Genomic DNA, 16,566 nt, shown 5'->3' with positions numbered 1-16,566 from the left:
GTCAGCCCAGCGTCTCGATCGTGTGGTTCTGGTTCGTGTAGATGCACAGGTCGCCGGCGATCTCGAGCGAGCGCTTGACGATGTCCTGCGGTGGCAACGCGGTGTGCTCCAGCAGCGCGATGGCCGCGGCCTGCGCATAGGAACCGCCGGAGCCGATCGCGACGATGCCTTTCTCGGGCTCCAGCACGTCGCCGTTGCCGGTGATGATCAGCGAGGCTTCCTTGTCGGCCACCGCGAGCATCGCTTCCAGGCGGCGCAGCACGCGGTCGGTGCGCCAGTCCTTGGTCAGCTCGATCGCGGCGCGCACCAGGTGGCCCTGGTGTTTCTCGAGCTTGGCCTCGAAGCGTTCGAACAGCGTGAAAGCGTCGGCGGTGGCCCCGGCGAAGCCGGCGAGCACCTGGTCTCGATAGAGCTTGCGCACCTTGCGGGCGGTGGCTTTGACAACGACGTTGCCGAGCGTGACCTGGCCGTCGCCGCCGAGCGCGACGAGGTTGCCGCGCCGCACGCTCAGGATGGTGGTGCCGTGGTATTGATCCATAGGGGTCAGATTCGGGCGAAGCAGAAAGCTTCAAGCCGGGCATTGTGACCGAGCGAGCGAAGCAATCGACCAATCAAGCAACTCCCGCGGAACCGGCTTTGCCGGGCCGCCGGGAGGCGCCCCTTGGGGGCAGGAGCGACAGCGACTGGGGGGGGCCTAAACCACGCGGACCTTGACCTTGGCGTGCTCGTTGATGCCCATCGCGCCGAAGAACAGCGCGACCAGCCGGTGCGATTCGGAGAAGGTGACCGAGCGGTTCTCGCCGCGGCGTGCCAGCACCCAGTTCAGCAGGTCGCCGGCCGCGATGAAGTCGACGCGGATCAGGCGGGCGCACGAGACGTTGACGACCTCGGCATTGCCCAGCTCATCGTTCATCTTGTTCAACGTGGCACCGATGTCACCGACCAGCTGGCCGGACAGCTCGACCCCCGCGACCTGCACGCCCGGTTCGTCGGGCATCTGCGATTCGAGGAAGCTGGTGGACACGTCGCTCACCACCGACATCGGCGGCGATTGCGTGCTCATGTTGGAGCCGCTGATGCGCACCTGGCACTTCGCGCTTTCCCACGACGGCGGCGACACCTCGTAGGTCACGCAGTAGTCGATGGCGGCTTCGTCGAACTGGTCGGCGCGGTTGGCCATGCGCAGCGCGTCGAGGCGCAGCTGCCAGAACACCGGGTCTGCGTCGCGCACGCCGGTGGGGGCGGCGTCTTGCAGCACCTGCATCAGGCGGTCGCCGCCGAGCCAGCGCATGTCGAGCGGCTCGTTGATCCAACCGCGGAACAGCTCGCTCATGCGCGCGCAGGCCTCGGCATCGATGCTCTGCAGCGCGCTCCAGTCGAACACCCACGGCAGCGGCATCTGCAGCGACTGCGAGCGCAGCCGCGCGACCGCGTCGGCATCGACGATGCTCGGGCACACCCAGCCGACCTGGCCGTCGATGCGCGAGCTGGGGCGGCGTTCTTCGCCGGCGGCCTCGGCCACCAGCTTCGGCATCGAGAACCACTGCGGCGCCGACCAGCCGAACTGCTGGGCGTAGTCGATCGCGAGGCTCTCGAACTTGTGGTGTTGGCCGATCGCGCGGTACAGGTCGAACAGCGCGAGCCAGGTTTCGGCATGCTGGGCGCGCGGGCCGCCCTGGCCGGTGAGCGCGGCCAGCGACGATTCGCAGCTTTCGAAGTCGGCGTTCGCGAAGGCGATCACCGCCTCGTCGAGTTCGGGGTCGTGGGCGACTTCGGTCACCTCGACCGCGTACGGGCTGCCCAGGTCGCTGCCGTTGATGTCGAGGTTCAGCGGCGACAACGGCGACAGCCCGGCACCCATCACGACGGTGGCGGGCGCGCCGGCCGGCGGGCGCGCCGGCTTCACCGGGGCCGCGTGGGGAGCGTTCGCGCCGTTCGTGCGGGCCGGCTGCTCGGGGCGGATGCGGCTGGTGTCGGGCTCGGTGGCCGCATAGCCGATGGCCGCCGGCTGCGTCGGCGCTTCATAGAAAGAGGGCGGGCGGCGCGACGGCGACGCGAGGCCGTCGCCGACCATCTGCTGCTCGATCTCGTCGATCTTGGCCTTGACGCCGACATCCGGCTTCGCGCCGCTGTCCTGCATGCGGGCTTCGGAGTCGTCGAGGCGGGAGGAGCCGCCGAGCGCTGCCAGCTGCTCGCTGGTCAGGCCTTCGCGACGCACCTTGCGCAGCATGTCGAATTCGCGCTTGCGGACGAAATCGTTGCGCCGCTTGCGCTCGATCATCGCCTTCAGTTCGGACTTGGCGTACTCGCTCTCGCGGGCTTCTTCCGTGGGCGTGCCGAGTTGCGCCCAGTCCGTGGCCGGGTTGGCGACGAACTTGACAACCTTACGGAAGAAGCTGGTGTTGTCTTTCTGGTCCGACATGTCGGGTGACGGGGTGCGCGAAGGGGTGTCAGTCGCCGAACATCTTCTGCTTCAGCTCGCGCCGTTGCTGGGCTTCGAGGGACAGTGTAGCGGTCGGGCGTGCGATCAGGCGCCCCAATCCGATCGGTTCGCCAGTTTCGTCGCAGAAACCATAGTCGCCCGCCTCGATGCGGCCCAGCGACTGTGAGATTTTCTTCAGAAGCTTGCGCTCACGGTCGCGGGTGCGCAGCTCGAGCGCGTGCTCTTCCTCGATGGTGGCGCGATCGGCGGGATCGGGGACGATCGAGGTGTCTTCGCGCAGATGCTCGGTGGTTTCGCCGGCGTTGCTGAGCAGGTCGTCTTTCAGCTGCTGCAGCCGCGCCTTGAAGAAGGCCAGCTGCTTCTCGTTCATGTACTCGCTGTCAGGCATGGCCTGCAGCTCTTCGTCGGTCAACGCATGGCCGGGCTTGGTCTTCCAGGCGTTGGCGAGCTTCGGATCGGCTTTGTGTTCGTGCTTGGAAATGTCGGTCACGAGAGAATTCATCTGTCGGGTGGGCGGCCTCGGAGGCGCGAAGCGGTCTGCAAAACGGGACGTGGCCGGCGGGATCGGGGCCGGGGAGGATGCCGCAGCCGAAGCCCGGGCGGCGGCGGAAAGCTTGGGAGCGGGCGGCGGCTTCACGGCCGCCGGCTTCGGCGCCACCACCTCAGGCGCCGGTGCGGCCTTGGCGGCCGGCTTGGCCGGCGCGGCAGCCGGTGCATGCACCGCCTTCGCTGCCGGTTTGGCGGCCGGTGCTGCCTTGGCGGCGGCCGCCTTCGACGCAGGGGCGGCCTTGGCCGGTGCCTTGGCGGCCGGCTTCACGGGGGTCTTGGCGACCGGTGTCGTCGGCTTCTTGGCGGCTGGCTTGGATGGTGTTGCTCGCTGGACCGTGGTCTTTGTCACTGAGATCTCCTCGCAACGGCGGTTATACCCGCTCTGTGGGGTGGGCAATCACCCCGCAGCCAAACTTGGGCGCCGCGGATTGTAGCCACGTTGTTTTCCGGCTCCACGGGTTTTTCGGCGGAATCACACGAGGCACTGCTCCAGCCCCTGCAGAAAGATTTCCCGCGGCAGGTCCAGGCCGATGAACACCATCTTGCTGGTCTTCTTCTCGCCCTTCGCCCAAGCCGGACCCAGGTCGCTGCCCATCAGCTGGTGCACGCCCTGGAAGATCACCTTCTTGTCGCTGCCCTTCATGTTCAGCACGCCCTTGTAACGAAGCATCTTCGGGCCGTAGACCTGCACGATCGCGCCCAGGAAGTCCTCCAGCTTGGCCGGGTTGAACGCCCGGTCGGAGCGGAACACGAAGGACTTCACGTCGTCGTCATGGGCGTGGTGGTGCGGGTGGTCGCAGTGCTCGCCGTGTTCGTGGTCATGGTCGTGGTGGTGATGGTGGTCGTGCTCGTCGGCCTTCAGGAAATCGGGGTCGATGTCGAGCTTGGCGTTCAGGTTGAAGCCGCGCAGGTCGAACACCTCGGCCAGCGGCACCTCGCCGAAGTGGACCTTGCGTTGCGGCGCGCGCGGGTTCATGTGCTTGATGCGGTGGATCAGCGCCTCGACCTGCGCGGCGTCGACCAGGTCGGTCTTGCTGATGAAGATCTGGTCGGCGAAGCCGATCTGGCGGCGCGCTTCCTGGCGGGTGTCGAGCTGCGATTCGGCGTGCTTGGCGTCGACCAGCGTCAGGATCGAGTCCAGCAGGTAGCTCTCGGCGATCTCGTCGTCCATGAAGAAGGTCTGCGCGACCGGGCCGGGATCGGCCAGCCCGGTGGTCTCGATCACGACGCGGTCGAAGCTCAGTTCGCCCTTGCGGCGCTTCTCGGCCAGGTCGTTCAGCGTGGTGCGCAGGTCTTCGCGAATGGTGCAGCAGACGCAGCCGTTGTTCAGCTGGATGATCTGCTCCTTCGTGTCCTGCACCAGGATGTCGTTGTCGATGTTCTCGTCGCCGAACTCGTTCTCGATCACGGCGATCTTCTGGCCGTGCGCTTCGGTCAGCACGCGCTTCAGCAGCGTGGTCTTGCCCGAGCCGAGGAAGCCGGTCAGGATGGTGGCGGGGATGAGGCTCATGGAATGTCGGTCCTTGACGAGGAAGCGGGCCAGATGCGGCCGAAAAACTTTTGTTCAAGGTATCAGATGTGTCAACCCCGTGTGACTCCCTGCTTCGAGTAAGCTTTTGCCCCTGCCCACTCTTCGCCCCGGCGCGATGTCAGACCCCCACCCGAGTCGATCTTCCAGAGGCGCCGACAAGCACCCCGCCCCCACGGACAAGCGCGGCCTGTTCGAGCGGTTGATGGAGTTCATGTCCCCCGGCCCCGACTCCAAGGACGAGCTGATCTCCACGCTGGCCGATGCGGAGAACCGCGAGTTGATCGCGCCCGAGTCGCGGATGATGCTCGAGGGCGTGATCCGCATGGCCGACCTGACCGCCGGCGACGCGATGGTGGCCGCCCCGCGCATGGACCTGCTCGACATCGAGGCCCCGTACGACGAGCTGCTGGGGCTGGTGATCGACACCGGCCACTCCCGTTTTCCGGTTTTCGAGGGCCAGCGCGACAACATCGTCGGCACGCTGATGGCGAAAGACCTGCTGAAGCTGCAGCGCGCACCCGAGCTGAACCTGCGCACGCTGCTGCGCCCGGCGGTGTTCGTGCCCGAATCGAAGGGGCTGAACGAGCTGCTGCGCGATTTCCGCTCCAACCGCAACCACCTGGCGATCGTGATCGACGAGTTCGGCAACACCGCCGGGCTGATCACGATCGAGGACGTGCTGGAAGAGATCGTCGGCGAGATCGAGGACGAATTCGACGAGAAAGACGGCGAATCGGGCATCTACACGCTGGCCGACGGCAGCCACCGGGTGGCTGGCGACACGACGATCGAGGCGGTCAACGACGATTTCGGTGTGATGTTGCCGCTCGAGGATTTCGACACCATCGGCGGCCTGGTCGCCCAGGAACTGGGCCGGGTGCCGCGCCGCGGCGAGGCGGTGACGGTCGGCAGCCTGATCTTCACGGTGATGCTGACGCGCGGCGGCGCGGTGCGCTGGTTCAAGGTGACGCGCGCGCCCGAAGCCGCCATCGGTGAAGACGGTGCGTAGGCCGGCGGCGGCGCCGCCCGCGCCTCGCCCCGGCACGGGCCGCCGCGGCGCGCACCGCGACACCGGGGCGTCCGACACCCTGTTCCTCGGGCTGGACCTGCTGCTGGTGCTGGCGCTCGGCGGGCTGCACAGCCTGGCCGCCACCTACACCCACGCGTGGGTGCTGCAGCTGCTGGCGGTCGGCGGGCTCGCGTTCCGCGTCAGCCGGGCCTCGCCGCGTCGGGCGGCGCTGCTCGGCTGGGCGTTCGCCACCGCCTGGTTCGTCGCCGGCACGTTCTGGCTCTACATCAGCATGCACCGCTATGGCGGCCTGCCGGGCTGGATGGCCGGTGCCGCGGTGCTGGCGTTGTCGGCCTTCCTGGCGCTGTACTTCGCGGCGGCGATGGCGCTGTTCGGCGTGCTGCGGCGCAACCACCTGGTCGTCGACACGCTGGTGTTCGCCGCCTGCTGGCTGCTGGCCGAGCTGGCGCGCGGGCTGCTGTTCACCGGCTTCCCGTGGGCGGCGTCGGGCTATTCGCATGTCGACAGCCCGCTCGCGCAACTGGCGCCGTGGGTCGGCGTCTACGGCATCGGCTGGGTCGCGGCGCTGCTGGGCGCGCTGGCGGTGATCGGTTTTCGCAGCGGGGTCGGGCCCGGCGGGCTGGGCGCCATCGCCGCGGTCGCGGTGGTCGGCGGGCTGGCCGCGATGCAGCCGGTCAACTTCACCCGCGGCAACGGCAGCCTGCAGCTGACGCTGCTGCAGTCCAACGTCGCGCAGGACGAGAAGTTCGCCGAAGAGAAGCTGCCGCAGGCGCTGGCCTGGGCCGCGACGACCTTGCAATCGGCGCGCGGCGACCTGGTGCTCGCGCCCGAGACCATCGTGCCGCTGCTGCCCGACCAGCTGCCCGAGGGCTACTGGGCGGCGCTGGCGGCCGGCTTCCAGCGCGGCGACCGGGCGGCGCTGATCGGCGTGCCGCTCGGCAGCTTCGAGGCCGGCTACACCAACTCGGCGGTCGGGCTGTCGCGCGAGACCGCGAAGTGGCCGGGCGGCTTCTACCGCTACGACAAGCACCACCTGGTGCCGTTCGGCGAGTTCATCCCGACCGGTTTCCGCTGGTTCACCGAGCTGATGAACATCCCGCTCGGCGACTTCAACCGCGGGCCGGTCGGCGCGCCGTCGTTCGAGGTCAAGGGCCAGCGCATCGCGCCGAACATCTGCTACGAAGACCTGTTCGGCGAGGAGCTGGCGGCGCACTTCCGCGAGCCCGAGCGGGCGCCGACGGTGTTCGCGAACCTCAGCAACATCGGCTGGTTCGGCGACACCATCGCGCTGGCGCAGCACCTGAACATCTCGCGCATGCGGACGCTGGAGTTCCAGCGGCCGATGCTGCGCGCGACCAACACCGGCGTGACCGCGGTGATCGACCACACCGGGCGCGTCACGCACCAACTGCCGCCGCTCGCGATGGCGGTGCTCGAAGCGCCGGTCGAAGGCCGCCAGGGCATGACGCCGTATGCGAGCTGGGCGGCGCGTTGGTGGCTGTGGCCGCTGTTCGTTGGCGCGCTGCTGTCGTTGCTGATCGTCGTGCCGCTGCGTCGTTCTTAGGTGCGGGCCTTTGCCGAAGCAGTGGTTCGATGCGCAGAAAAAACGCATCGGCGCCCGGGTGCCAACCCGGGATCAACACCCAGTTGTTCGCTCGTCACCTCCGCAAGGCAGGGCGCCTTCCGCGCCAACGCCCGAACGACCCGCCCCGCCTAGAATCGCCAGTTCCGCGTTCACCCGGCGTGACGCATCTTCCACCTTCGAACCCCTATGCTGACCTTCCAGCAAATCATCCTGCGCCTGCAAGACTACTGGGACCGGCAGGGCTGCGCGCTGCTGCAGCCGTACGACATGGAGGTCGGTGCCGGCACCAGCCACACCGCCACCTTCCTGCGCGCGCTGGGCCCCGAACCGTGGAAGGCCGCCTACGTGCAGCCCAGCCGCCGCCCGAAGGACGGCCGCTACGGCCAGAACCCGAACCGCCTGCAGCACTATTACCAATACCAGGTCGTGCTGAAGCCGGCACCAGCCAACATCCTCGAGCTCTACCTCGGCTCGCTCGAAGCGCTCGGCTTCGACCTGAAGGCCAACGACGTGCGCTTCGTCGAGGACGACTGGGAGAACCCGACGCTCGGCTGCTGGGGGCTCGGCTGGGAGGTCTGGCTGAACGGCATGGAGGTCACGCAGTTCACGTACTTCCAGCAGGTCGGCGGCATCGACTGCAAGCCGATCACCGGCGAGATCACCTACGGGCTGGAGCGCCTCGCGATGTACCTGCAGGGCGTCGACAACGTCTACAACCTGCAGTGGACCGACACGCTGAGCTATGGCGACGTCTACCTGCAGAACGAGATCGAGCAGAGCACCTACAACTTCGAGCACAGCGACGTCGACTTCCTGCTGCAGGCCTTTGCCGCGCACGAGAAGCAGGCCACCTACCTGATGGCGCAGCAACTCGCGCTGCCGGCCTACGAGCAGGTGCTGAAGGCCGGCCACACCTTCAACCTGCTGGACGCGCGCGGCGCGATCAGCGTCACCGAGCGCGCCGCCTACATCGGCCGCATCCGCACGCTGGCGCGCGCCGTCGCGAAGGCCTACCTCGACAGCCGGGCCCGCCTCGGGTTCCCGATGGCGCCGAAGGACTGGGCCGACGAAGTGATCGAGCAACTGAACAAGAAGAAGGCGGCCTGAGCGATGAGCCACAAGAACCTGCTGGTCGAGCTGTTCGTCGAGGAACTGCCGCCAAAGGACCTGAAGCGCTTCGGCGAGTCGTTCTCCGCGACGCTGTTCGCCGGGCTGAAGGCGCGCGGCCTCGCCACCGACCACTCCGCGGTGACCGCCTACGCGACGCCGCGCCGGCTGGCCGCCCACGTCAGCGCGGTGCGCGCGCAGGCCGACGACCGCGCGGTGTCGCTGAAGCTGATGCCGGTCAGCGTGGGGCTGACGGCCGACGGCCAGGCCACGCCGGCGCTGCTGAAGAAGCTCGCGAGCGTCGGCGCCGATGCGTCGGTGCTGCCGCAGCTGAAGCGCCAGCCCGACGGCAAGGCCGAAGCGCTGTTCTACGACAGCCAGGTCAAGGGGGCGATGCTGGCCGAGGGCCTGCAGGCCGCGCTCGACGAAGCGCTGGCCGGGCTGCCGATCCGCAAGGTGATGCAGTACCAGCTGGGCGACGGCTGGCACAGCGTGAACTTCGTGCGCCCGGCGCACGGGCTGGTCGCGCTGCACGGGGCCGACGTGGTGCCGCTGCAGGTGCTCGGCCTCACATCGGGCCGCGAGACGCGCGGCCACCGCTTCGAGGCGGCCGTCGAGCCGGTGGTGCTGCAGGACGCCGACCACTACGCGCGGCAACTGGAAGAGCAGGGCGCGGTGATCGCGAGCTTCGCGGCCCGCCATGCCGAGATCGTGCGCCAGCTCGACCATGCGGCGAAGCAGCAGGGCCTGCAGCCGATCGACGACGCTGCGCTGCTCGACGAGGTGACCGCGCTGGTCGAACGGCCGAACGTGCTGCTGTGCCGTTTCGAGCCGGAGTTCCTCGACGTGCCGCAGGAATGCCTGATCCTGACGATGAAGGCCAACCAGAAGTACTTCCCGCTGCTCGACGCGGCCGGCAAGCTGACCAACCAGTTCCTGGTCGTCAGCAACATCCGCCCGGCCGATGCGAGCCGGGTGACCGGCGGCAACGAGCGCGTCGTGCGCCCGCGGCTGGCCGATGCGAAGTTCTTCTTCGACCAGGACCGCAAGAAGACGCTGGCCGATCGCGTCGGCGGGCTCGACAAGGTGGTTTACCACGGCAAGCTCGGGTCGCAGGGCGAGCGGGTCAAGCGCGTGCAGGCTATTGCGCGAGGAATTGCGAATGCGGTCGCGTTGTATGAAGACGCTGACAAGCGCGCGGCGCTGGTGCGGGACGTCGACCGCGCCGCGCTGCTCGCCAAGGCCGACCTGCTGACCGACATGGTCGGCGAGTTCCCCGAGCTGCAAGGAATCATGGGCGGCTACTACGCGCGCCACGACGGCGAGACGAACGAGGTCGCGCTGGCGGTCGAGGACCACTACAAGCCGCGCTTCGCCGGCGACGAGCTGCCGCGCGGCCCGATCGGCGAGATCGTCGCGCTGGCCGACAAGCTCGAGACGCTGGTCGGCCTGTTCGGCATCGGCCAGCTGCCCACCGGCGACAAGGACCCGTTCGCGCTGCGCCGCCATGCGCTCGGCGTGATCCGGCTGCTGACCGAGCGCCAGCTCGCGATCCCGCTCGACGCGCTGCTGCACGATGCGGCGCAGGCTTTCGGCGACAAGATCGCCGATGCCAGCGCAGCACTGAGCGACTTCATCTACGAGCGCCTGGCCGGCGTGCTGCGCGAGCAGGGCGCGACCGCGCAGCAGGTCGATGCGGTGCTGTCGCTGCGTCCGAAGGAACTCGACGATGTCGGCAAGAAGCTGGCCGCCGTGCGGGCCTTCGCCGCGCTGCCCGAATCCGAATCGCTGGCCGCCGCCAACAAGCGGGTCAGCAACATCCTGAAGAAGGCCGACGGCGAGGTGGTCGAGCAGGTCGATGCGGCGCTGCTGGCCGACCCGGCCGAGAAGGCGCTGCACGCCGCGCTGGTCGACATCGAACGGATCGCCCGGCCGGCATTCGACCGCCGCGACTTCACCGCATCGCTGCAGGCGCTGGCGGCCTTGAAGGCGCCGGTCGACGCCTTCTTCGACCAGGTGATGGTCAATGCCGACGACCCGAAGATTCGCGCGAACCGGCTGGGCCTGCTCGCCACCTTGCGCAGCGCGATGAACCGCGTCGCCGACCTCTCCCGCCTCGCCGCCTGAGCCATGCCCCGCGAAGCACGCCTCCCGAGGTCCGACGCCATGAACCTGATCATCCTCGACCGCGACGGCACCATCAACGAAGACCGCGACGACTTCGTCAAGACGGTCGACGAATGGGTGCCGATGCCGGGCACGCTCGAGGCGATCGCGCGGCTCAACCATGCCGGCTGGCAGACGGTGGTCGCGACCAACCAGTCGGGCCTCGGCCGCGGGCTGTTCGACATGGCCACGCTGAACCTGATGCACGCGAAGATGAACGTGCAGCTCGCGCGCGTCGGCGGGCGCGTCAGTGCGGTGTTCTTCTGCCCGCACACGCCCGAGGATCAGTGCGATTGCCGCAAGCCGCTGCCCGGCCTGTACCTGCAGATCGGCGAGCGCTTCGGCGTCGACCTGAAGAACGTGCCGGTGGTCGGCGATTCGCTGCGCGACCTCGAAGCGGCGGTCGCGGCCGGCTGCCCGCCGCACCTGGTGCGCACCGGCAAGGGCGCTGCGCTCGACGACGTGCAGCTCGCGCAGTTGCATGAGAAGGTACCCGGCCTGCAGGTGCACGCCGACCTGGCGGCATTCGCCGAACACATGATCCAGCAGGAGCGCACGCTGCGCGGCGCCTCCGGCAAGACCGACTCCGGATTCGGAAGGCTCGATTGATGTCGAAATTCATTGCGGCGCTTCGTTCGCTGCTGTTCGTGCTGTGGATGGCCGCCACCGTGATCCCGTGGGCGGTGTTCTCGCTGGTCGCGTCGATCTTCATCCGCGGCACGCCGCTGTTCTGGTTCACCACCTTCTGGCTGCGCATCGCGATCACCGGCTGCCGCTTCATCTGCGGCGTGCGCTACCAGGTGCAAGGCATGGAGAACCTGCCCGACGGCCCGGCCATCCTGTTGCCCAAGCACCAGTCGACCTGGGAGACCTTCGCGTTCCCGACGCTGATGCCGCGCCCGCTGTGCTACGTGTTCAAGCGCGAGCTGCTGTACATCCCGTTCTTCGGCTGGGCGATGGCGCGGCTCGACATGGTGCACATCGACCGCAGCAAGCGCACCGAGGCCTGGTCGCGCGTCGCCGAGCAGGGCCAGCGCTTCATGGCGCAGGGCAACTGGGTGATCATGTTCCCCGAAGGCACGCGCATCGCGCGCGGCCAGCAGGGCACCTACAAGACCGGCGGCACGCGGCTGGCGGTGGCGACCGGCGCCTCGGTGGTGCCGATCGCCGTCAACTCGGCGCGCTGCTGGCCGCGCAAGTCGTTCCTGGTCCGTCCGGGCCTGGTCACCGTGTCGATCGGCAAGCCGATCGCGCCGGCCGGGCGCCAGGCCGACGAGCTGATGCGCGAGGTCGAGGCCTGGATCGAGGCGGAGATGCGGCGCATCGATCCCGAGGCGTATTCGACGCAATAGCAAAAAGTCGAGGAGCCGCTCTTACAATCGCGGCCCATGACTCGACCTGTGCCGGGCCCCGAAGAATCGCAGCTGTCGCTGTTCGATGAGTCGCCTCCGCCGGTGTCGTCGTCTTCACCCTCTTCCGCATCCCCCTCCCTCTGGCCTTCGCTGCCGCGCGCGCCGTTGCGCCCGCCGGTCGCCGATGCCTCGCCGGTGCCGCGCGCGCCGGTCCTTTCGCCCGTCGCTCCGCCTGCGGTGTCCAGCCTGCAACCCGCCGTCTTCCGCCATCCGCAGGCGCAGCGCGAGATCCGCCTGAACGATCACCTGGTCGGCTATGCGCTGCGGCGTGCGCGCCGCACCAGCATCGGCTTCGTCGTCGGCACCGAAGGCCTGAGCGTCGCGGCGCCGAAGTGGGTCGGCCAGCAGGACATCGAGGCCGCGCTGCGCGAGAAGGCCGGCTGGATCTTGCGCAAGCTGGTCGAGCAGCAGCAGCGCGGGCAGCGGCTGCAGGCCGCCAAGGTCGACTGGCGCGACGGCACCGGCATCCCGTTCCTCGGCGAGACGGTGATCATCGTGCTCGATTCGCGGGCCACCGGCGCGATCCTGAACACCGATGCCGCGGCGCTGCCCGGCGTGCCGCGGCTGACGCTGCACGTGGGGCTGCCGCAGACGGCCGCGCCGGAGCAGATCCGCGATGCGGTGCAGAGCTGGCTGCAGCGCCAGGCGCGGCGCATCTTCGAAGACCGCTGCCGGCATTTCGCGGCGCAGCTGAACGTGCGCTACACGCGGCTGAGCCTGTCGTCGGCGCAGACGCGCTGGGGCAGCGCGAGCGCCGACGGCCGCATCCGGCTGAACTGGCGGCTGATCCACTTCGCGATGCCCAGCATCGACTACGTCGTCGCGCACGAGCTGGCGCACCTGCGCGAGATGAACCACAGCCCGCGCTTCTGGGATGTGGTGCGCTCGGTGATGCCGGATTACGAACAGGTGCGCGGTACCCTCAAGGATGACGTCCTCCCGGTGTTTGACTGACGACCCCGATTGGCACTGCGAGCCCGACCGCAGTGAAGGGCGTCCATCAAGCCACTCCCGCGGAACCGGCTTTGCCGGGCCGCTGGGAGGCGCCCCTTGGGGGCAGGAGCGAAGCGACTGGGGGGCCATGCACTCCCGCGGAACCGGCTTTGCCGGGCCGCTGGGAGGCGCCCCTTGGGGGCAGGAGCGAAGCGACTGGGGGGCCCATGCACTCCCGCGGAACCGGCGTTGCCGGGCCGCTGGGAGGCGCCCCTTGGGGGCGGGAGCGAAGCGACTGGGGGGCCCATGTTTAGCCTGAACAGATACTCTTTCCGCCAGCTGCTGCTCGTCGCCTTCCTGCTGATCGCCGCGCTGCTCAGCGCGGCCTCGCTGCGCGGCCTGTTCCAGCTCGAAGGCCTGCTGCGCCAGAGCAGCGAAGGCGCGCGCCAGGCCGTCGCGCACACCGCCGATGCGCAGGTGCTGGCCGAACGCACCGTCGCGATGGAGCGCGCCGCGCGCCAGTACCTGGTGCTCGACGACCCGGTGCTGCGCCAGCGCTTCGAAGAGGCCGCGCGCGATGCCACCTCGGCGCTGGCCCGGCTGGCCGACAACCGCATCCCGTCGAACCTGGCCGCCGACTGGCGCGCCACCGAGGCCGACATCGAGGCCCAGCTGAGCGGCCCCGAGCCGGCGATCCGGCTGCGCGAGGTCACCGTCACCACCGCGTTCCGCGAGCTCGAGTCGATCAACGCCGCGATCGCCGAGCAGGTGCGCCTGGCCACCGAGGCGCGCAACCAGGTGCTGATGAACGAGCTCGAGGCCGGCCGCACCCAGCTCGGCCGGCAGATCCTCGCGGCGATCGGCATCTCGATCGTGCTCGCGCTCGGCTTCGGGCTGTGGCTCGCGCGGCCGCTGAAGCGGCTGGAGCGCGCGGTCGTCAGCCTCGGCGAGAACCGGCTCGACCAGCCGATCGACATCCAGGGACCGACCGACGTGCGCCTGCTCGGCCGCCGCCTCGAATGGCTGCGGCTGCGGCTGGCCGAGCTCGATTCCGACAAGTCGCGCTTCCTGCGCCACGTCTCGCACGAGCTGAAGACGCCGCTGGCCGCGCTGCGCGAAGGCGTCTCGCTGCTAGAGGACGGCGTCACCGGCGAGCTCAGCGAGAACCAGCGCGAGGTCGCGCGCATCCTGCGCCAGAACACCCACGTGCTGCAAAGCCAGATCGAAGACCTGCTGCGCTTCAACGCCGCGGCGTTCGAGGCCCGCCAGCTGGTGCGCCGCAAGACCGAGCTGACCGCGCTGATCAAGGACCTGGTCGCGCAGCAGCGGCTGCAGTGGCAGGCCCGCCAGCTCGCGGTGGTCGTCGAGGGCGAACCGCTGAGCGCCGAGGTCGATGCCGACAAGCTCGGCACCGCGCTGGGTAACCTTTTGTCGAACGCGATACGCTTCAGCCCGCTCGGCGCTACCATCCGTTTTTCCGTGACCCGCGTGCCCGGTCGCGCCTGCATCGACATCGTCGACCAGGGGCCGGGCGTTGCGGCTGCCGACCGGGCCCGCGTGTTCGAGCCCTTCTACCGCGGCGAACGCCAGCCGGGCGACGCGGTGCGCGGCAGCGGCATCGGCCTGTCGATCGTGCACGAGTACGTCACGGCCCATGGCGGCCAGGTCGAACTGATGGACGACGGCAGCTCCGGCGCTCACTTTCACATCGAATTGCCCCATGCGCGTTAGTCGTCCCGTCCTTCGTTGCGCTCCCGCCTGGCTCGGCACGCCGCTGTGGGCCCCGTCGCTGCTGGCCATGTCGCTGGCCGCCTGCGTGACGCCGCCGGCCGAGCCGCCGCCGCCCGCGCCCGCCGCGTCGGCGCCGGTCGCCGCGCCGGCGCCGGCTGCGTCGGCCGTCGTGATCATGGTGCCGAGCCCGCCCGAGCCGGCCGACCAGGTGTCGCGGCAGATCCTCGGCTACCACGAGCAGCTGCGTCAGATGTCGGCGGCCGACCTCGGCAACGAGATCACGCGGCTGAACGCCATCGTCAGCGCGAACACTTCGGCGGCGCCGACCGGCGCGGTGCTCGAACTGGCGCTCGCGCTCTCGCAGCAGCACAACGGCGGCGACGTGACGCGCGCGGTGCAACTGCTCGAATCGGTCGTGAAGGCCGGCGCCCCCGAGCTGCAACCCTGGCAGCCGATGGCCCGCCTGCTGCTCGCCCGCATCGGCGAGCAGCGCCGGCTCGAGGATGCCTTCAACCGCGAGGCCGCGCAGCGCCGCGACCAGCAGCGCACGCTGCAGCAGCTCAACGAGAAGCTCGAAGCGCTGAAGGCGATCGAGCGCAGCATGACGACCCGTCCCGGCTCGGGCGCCGCCGCGGTGCCGGTGACGCCGGTGCCGGCGGCCGCGTCGGCCGCCCCCACCGCGCCCGCGCCGAAGGCGCCCTGAGACCCCGCCGCCCGCGCCTCCGATGGCCAACATCCTGCTCGTCGACGACGATCCCGACCTGCTGAAGCTGCTGTCGATGCGGCTCGGCGCGGCCGGCCACCGCGTGACCTCGGTCGAATCGGCCGAGGCGGCGCTGACGCAACTGGCCGTCGCGCGGCCGCAGCTGGTGGTGAGCGACGTGCAACTGCCCGGGCGCGACGGCCTTGCGCTGTTCGACGAGATCCGCTCGCGCCACCCGGCGCTGCCGGTGATCCTGCTGACGGCGCACGGCACCATCCCCGATGCGGTCGAAGCCACCGCGCGCGGCGTGTTCAGCTACCTGACCAAGCCGTTCGACGGCAAGGCGCTGCTCGACAAGGTGAACCAGGCGCTGGCGCTCGCGCCGCCGGTGCCGCGCGGCGAAGACGGCGACGGCGCCTGGCGTGCCGCGATCGTCAGCCGATCGAGCTGCATGACCGAGCTGCTCAGCGAGGCGAAGATGGTGGCCGCGTCCGACGCCAGCGTGCTGATCCGCGGCGAGAGCGGCAGCGGCAAGGAGCTGCTCGCGCAGGCCATCCACCGCGCCAGCCCGCGCGCCGCGAAGCCCTTCGTCGCGGTGAACTGCAGCGCGATCCCCGAGGCCCTGCTCGAATCCGAGCTGTTCGGCCATGTGAAGGGCTCGTTCACCGGCGCAGTGGCCAACCACCGCGGCCTGTTCGTCACCGCCGACGGCGGCACGCTGTTCCTCGACGAGATCGGCGACATGCCGCCGGCGCTGCAGGTCAAGCTGCTGCGCGTGCTGCAGGAGCGTTCGGTGCGCCCGGTCGGCGCGAGCCAGGCGGTGCCGGTCGACGTGCGCATCCTGTCGGCCACGCACCGCGACCTCGACGCCGCGATGGCCGAAGGCCAGTTCCGCGAAGACCTGTACTACCGGCTCAACGTGGTGTCGCTGCACCTGCCGACGCTGGCCGAGCGGCGCGACGACATCCCGCTGCTGGTGAACCACTTCCTCGCGACGCTGGGCGAGAAGTACGGCAAGCGCTTCAACGGCTTCGCGCCCGAGGCGATGAAGGCGCTGACCACCGCGAGCTGGCCCGGCAACGTGCGCCAGCTGCACAACGTGGTCGAGCAGGTGTGCGCGCTGACGACCACGCCACTGATCCCGCTGACGCTGGTGCAGCGCGCGCTGCGCGTGCCGACGGTCGAGGTGCTGACCTATGCGCAGGCGCGCGAGCGCTTCGAGCGCGACTACCTGGTCGGCCTGCTGAAGCTGACCGACGGCAACGCGGCCGATGCGGCGCGGCTGGCCGACCGCAACCGCACCGAGTTCTACCGGCTGCTGCAGCGCAACGGGCTGACGCCGGGGCAGTTCAAGGCGGCGGCGGAAGACGACTGAC

14 protein-coding genes are annotated in these 16,566 nt (G+C 69.5%); 10 read left to right on the top strand and 4 right to left on the bottom strand.

All coding sequences use genetic code 11. The features are described 5' to 3' along the window. Window position 1 precedes the first annotated feature (1 nt). The 4 genes from hslV to FHT26_RS09745 form a co-directional block, all read right to left on the bottom strand. Window positions 2-538 (bottom strand): ATP-dependent protease subunit HslV, encoded by a 537-nt coding sequence (hslV, locus tag FHT26_RS09760; protein ID WP_168559939.1) that lies wholly within the window; start codon window positions 536-538, stop codon window positions 2-4. Window positions 539-694: 156 nt separating this feature from the next. Continuing rightward, on the bottom strand, window positions 695-2,422 hold the full coding sequence (locus FHT26_RS09755; RefSeq protein WP_168559938.1) for a hypothetical protein: 1,728 nt from the start codon (window positions 2,420-2,422) through the stop codon (window positions 695-697). Between the two features lie 28 nt (window positions 2,423-2,450). Next, window positions 2,451-3,341, bottom strand: a complete 891-nt coding sequence (gene dksA, locus FHT26_RS09750; protein ID WP_168559937.1) for an RNA polymerase-binding protein DksA — start codon at window positions 3,339-3,341, stop codon at window positions 2,451-2,453. Window positions 3,342-3,464: 123 nt separating this feature from the next. Beyond that, window positions 3,465-4,502, bottom strand: a complete 1,038-nt coding sequence (locus FHT26_RS09745; RefSeq protein WP_168559936.1) for a CobW family GTP-binding protein — start codon at window positions 4,500-4,502, stop codon at window positions 3,465-3,467. 136 nt (window positions 4,503-4,638) lie between these two features. Here FHT26_RS09745 and FHT26_RS09740 point away from each other — a divergent pair, with 136 nt between their 5' ends. The 10 genes from FHT26_RS09740 to FHT26_RS09695 all read left to right on the top strand — a co-directional run bounded on the left by FHT26_RS09740 (window position 4,639) and on the right by FHT26_RS09695 (window position 16,565). Continuing rightward, the gene (locus FHT26_RS09740; protein WP_168559935.1) at window positions 4,639-5,532 is read left to right on the top strand and encodes a CorC family transporter; all 894 of its coding nucleotides are present in this window, start codon (window positions 4,639-4,641) and stop codon (window positions 5,530-5,532) included. Beyond that, on the top strand, window positions 5,516-7,117 hold the full coding sequence (gene lnt, locus FHT26_RS09735) for an apolipoprotein N-acyltransferase (RefSeq protein WP_349238117.1): 1,602 nt from the start codon (window positions 5,516-5,518) through the stop codon (window positions 7,115-7,117). Before FHT26_RS09740 ends, lnt begins: the two co-directional genes overlap by 17 nt. Before the next feature lie 207 nt (window positions 7,118-7,324). Beyond that, complete coding sequence (gene glyQ, locus FHT26_RS09730) at window positions 7,325-8,245, top strand: glycine--tRNA ligase subunit alpha (RefSeq protein WP_168559934.1); 921 nt, start codon at window positions 7,325-7,327, stop codon at window positions 8,243-8,245. A gap of 3 nt (window positions 8,246-8,248) precedes the next feature. Continuing rightward, entirely contained in the window at window positions 8,249-10,372 is a 2,124-nt protein-coding gene (gene glyS / locus FHT26_RS09725) for a glycine--tRNA ligase subunit beta (RefSeq protein WP_168559933.1), read from the top strand. 39 nt (window positions 10,373-10,411) lie between these two features. Continuing rightward, entirely contained in the window at window positions 10,412-11,020 is a 609-nt protein-coding gene (gmhB, locus tag FHT26_RS09720; protein WP_168559932.1) for a D-glycero-beta-D-manno-heptose 1,7-bisphosphate 7-phosphatase, read from the top strand. Next, window positions 11,020-11,763, top strand: a complete 744-nt coding sequence (locus tag FHT26_RS09715) for a lysophospholipid acyltransferase family protein (RefSeq protein ID WP_210427312.1) — start codon at window positions 11,020-11,022, stop codon at window positions 11,761-11,763. The genes gmhB and FHT26_RS09715 overlap by 1 nt, the downstream gene beginning before the upstream one ends. Window positions 11,764-11,799: 36 nt before the next feature. Next, complete coding sequence (locus tag FHT26_RS09710) at window positions 11,800-12,777, top strand: M48 family metallopeptidase (RefSeq protein WP_168559931.1); 978 nt, start codon at window positions 11,800-11,802, stop codon at window positions 12,775-12,777. Window positions 12,778-13,062: 285 nt separating this feature from the next. Beyond that, the gene (locus tag FHT26_RS09705) at window positions 13,063-14,487 is read left to right on the top strand and encodes a sensor histidine kinase (RefSeq protein ID WP_168559930.1); all 1,425 of its coding nucleotides are present in this window, start codon (window positions 13,063-13,065) and stop codon (window positions 14,485-14,487) included. Next, a complete protein-coding gene (locus FHT26_RS09700) occupies window positions 14,477-15,190 on the top strand; it encodes a hypothetical protein (protein WP_168559929.1) in 714 nt (237 codons plus the stop codon). The genes FHT26_RS09705 and FHT26_RS09700 overlap by 11 nt, the downstream gene beginning before the upstream one ends. 22 nt (window positions 15,191-15,212) lie before the next feature. Further along, a complete protein-coding gene (locus FHT26_RS09695) occupies window positions 15,213-16,565 on the top strand; it encodes a sigma 54-interacting transcriptional regulator (protein WP_168559928.1) in 1,353 nt (450 codons plus the stop codon). Window position 16,566: the final 1 nt, after the last annotated feature.

Origin of the sequence: Rhizobacter sp. SG703, assembly GCF_012275445.1 — a bacterium.
GTDB lineage: Bacteria > Pseudomonadota > Gammaproteobacteria > Burkholderiales > Burkholderiaceae_C > Rhizobacter.
This window is presented reverse-complemented; position numbering and strand designations above follow the sequence as displayed.

Bases quoted from the DNA above. Each gene is read 5' to 3' on its own strand.
- hslV (WP_168559939.1), bottom strand. From the start codon at position 538: ATGGATCAATACCACGGCACCACCATCCTGAGCGTGCGGCGCGGCAAC.
- FHT26_RS09755 (WP_168559938.1), bottom strand. From the start codon at position 2,422: ATGTCGGACCAGAAAGACAACACCAGCTTCTTCCGTAAGGTTGTCAAG.
- FHT26_RS09745 (WP_168559936.1), bottom strand. From the start codon at position 4,502: ATGAGCCTCATCCCCGCCACCATCCTGACCGGCTTCCTCGGCTCGGGC.
- FHT26_RS09740 (WP_168559935.1), top strand. From the start codon at position 4,639: ATGTCAGACCCCCACCCGAGTCGATCTTCCAGAGGCGCCGACAAGCAC.
- glyQ (WP_168559934.1), top strand. From the start codon at position 7,325: ATGCTGACCTTCCAGCAAATCATCCTGCGCCTGCAAGACTACTGGGAC.
- glyS (WP_168559933.1), top strand. From the start codon at position 8,249: ATGAGCCACAAGAACCTGCTGGTCGAGCTGTTCGTCGAGGAACTGCCG.
- gmhB (WP_168559932.1), top strand. From the start codon at position 10,412: ATGAACCTGATCATCCTCGACCGCGACGGCACCATCAACGAAGACCGC.
- FHT26_RS09715 (WP_210427312.1), top strand. From the start codon at position 11,020: ATGTCGAAATTCATTGCGGCGCTTCGTTCGCTGCTGTTCGTGCTGTGG.
- FHT26_RS09710 (WP_168559931.1), top strand. From the start codon at position 11,800: ATGACTCGACCTGTGCCGGGCCCCGAAGAATCGCAGCTGTCGCTGTTC.
- FHT26_RS09705 (WP_168559930.1), top strand. From the start codon at position 13,063: ATGTTTAGCCTGAACAGATACTCTTTCCGCCAGCTGCTGCTCGTCGCC.
- FHT26_RS09700 (WP_168559929.1), top strand. From the start codon at position 14,477: ATGCGCGTTAGTCGTCCCGTCCTTCGTTGCGCTCCCGCCTGGCTCGGC.
- FHT26_RS09695 (WP_168559928.1), top strand. From the start codon at position 15,213: ATGGCCAACATCCTGCTCGTCGACGACGATCCCGACCTGCTGAAGCTG.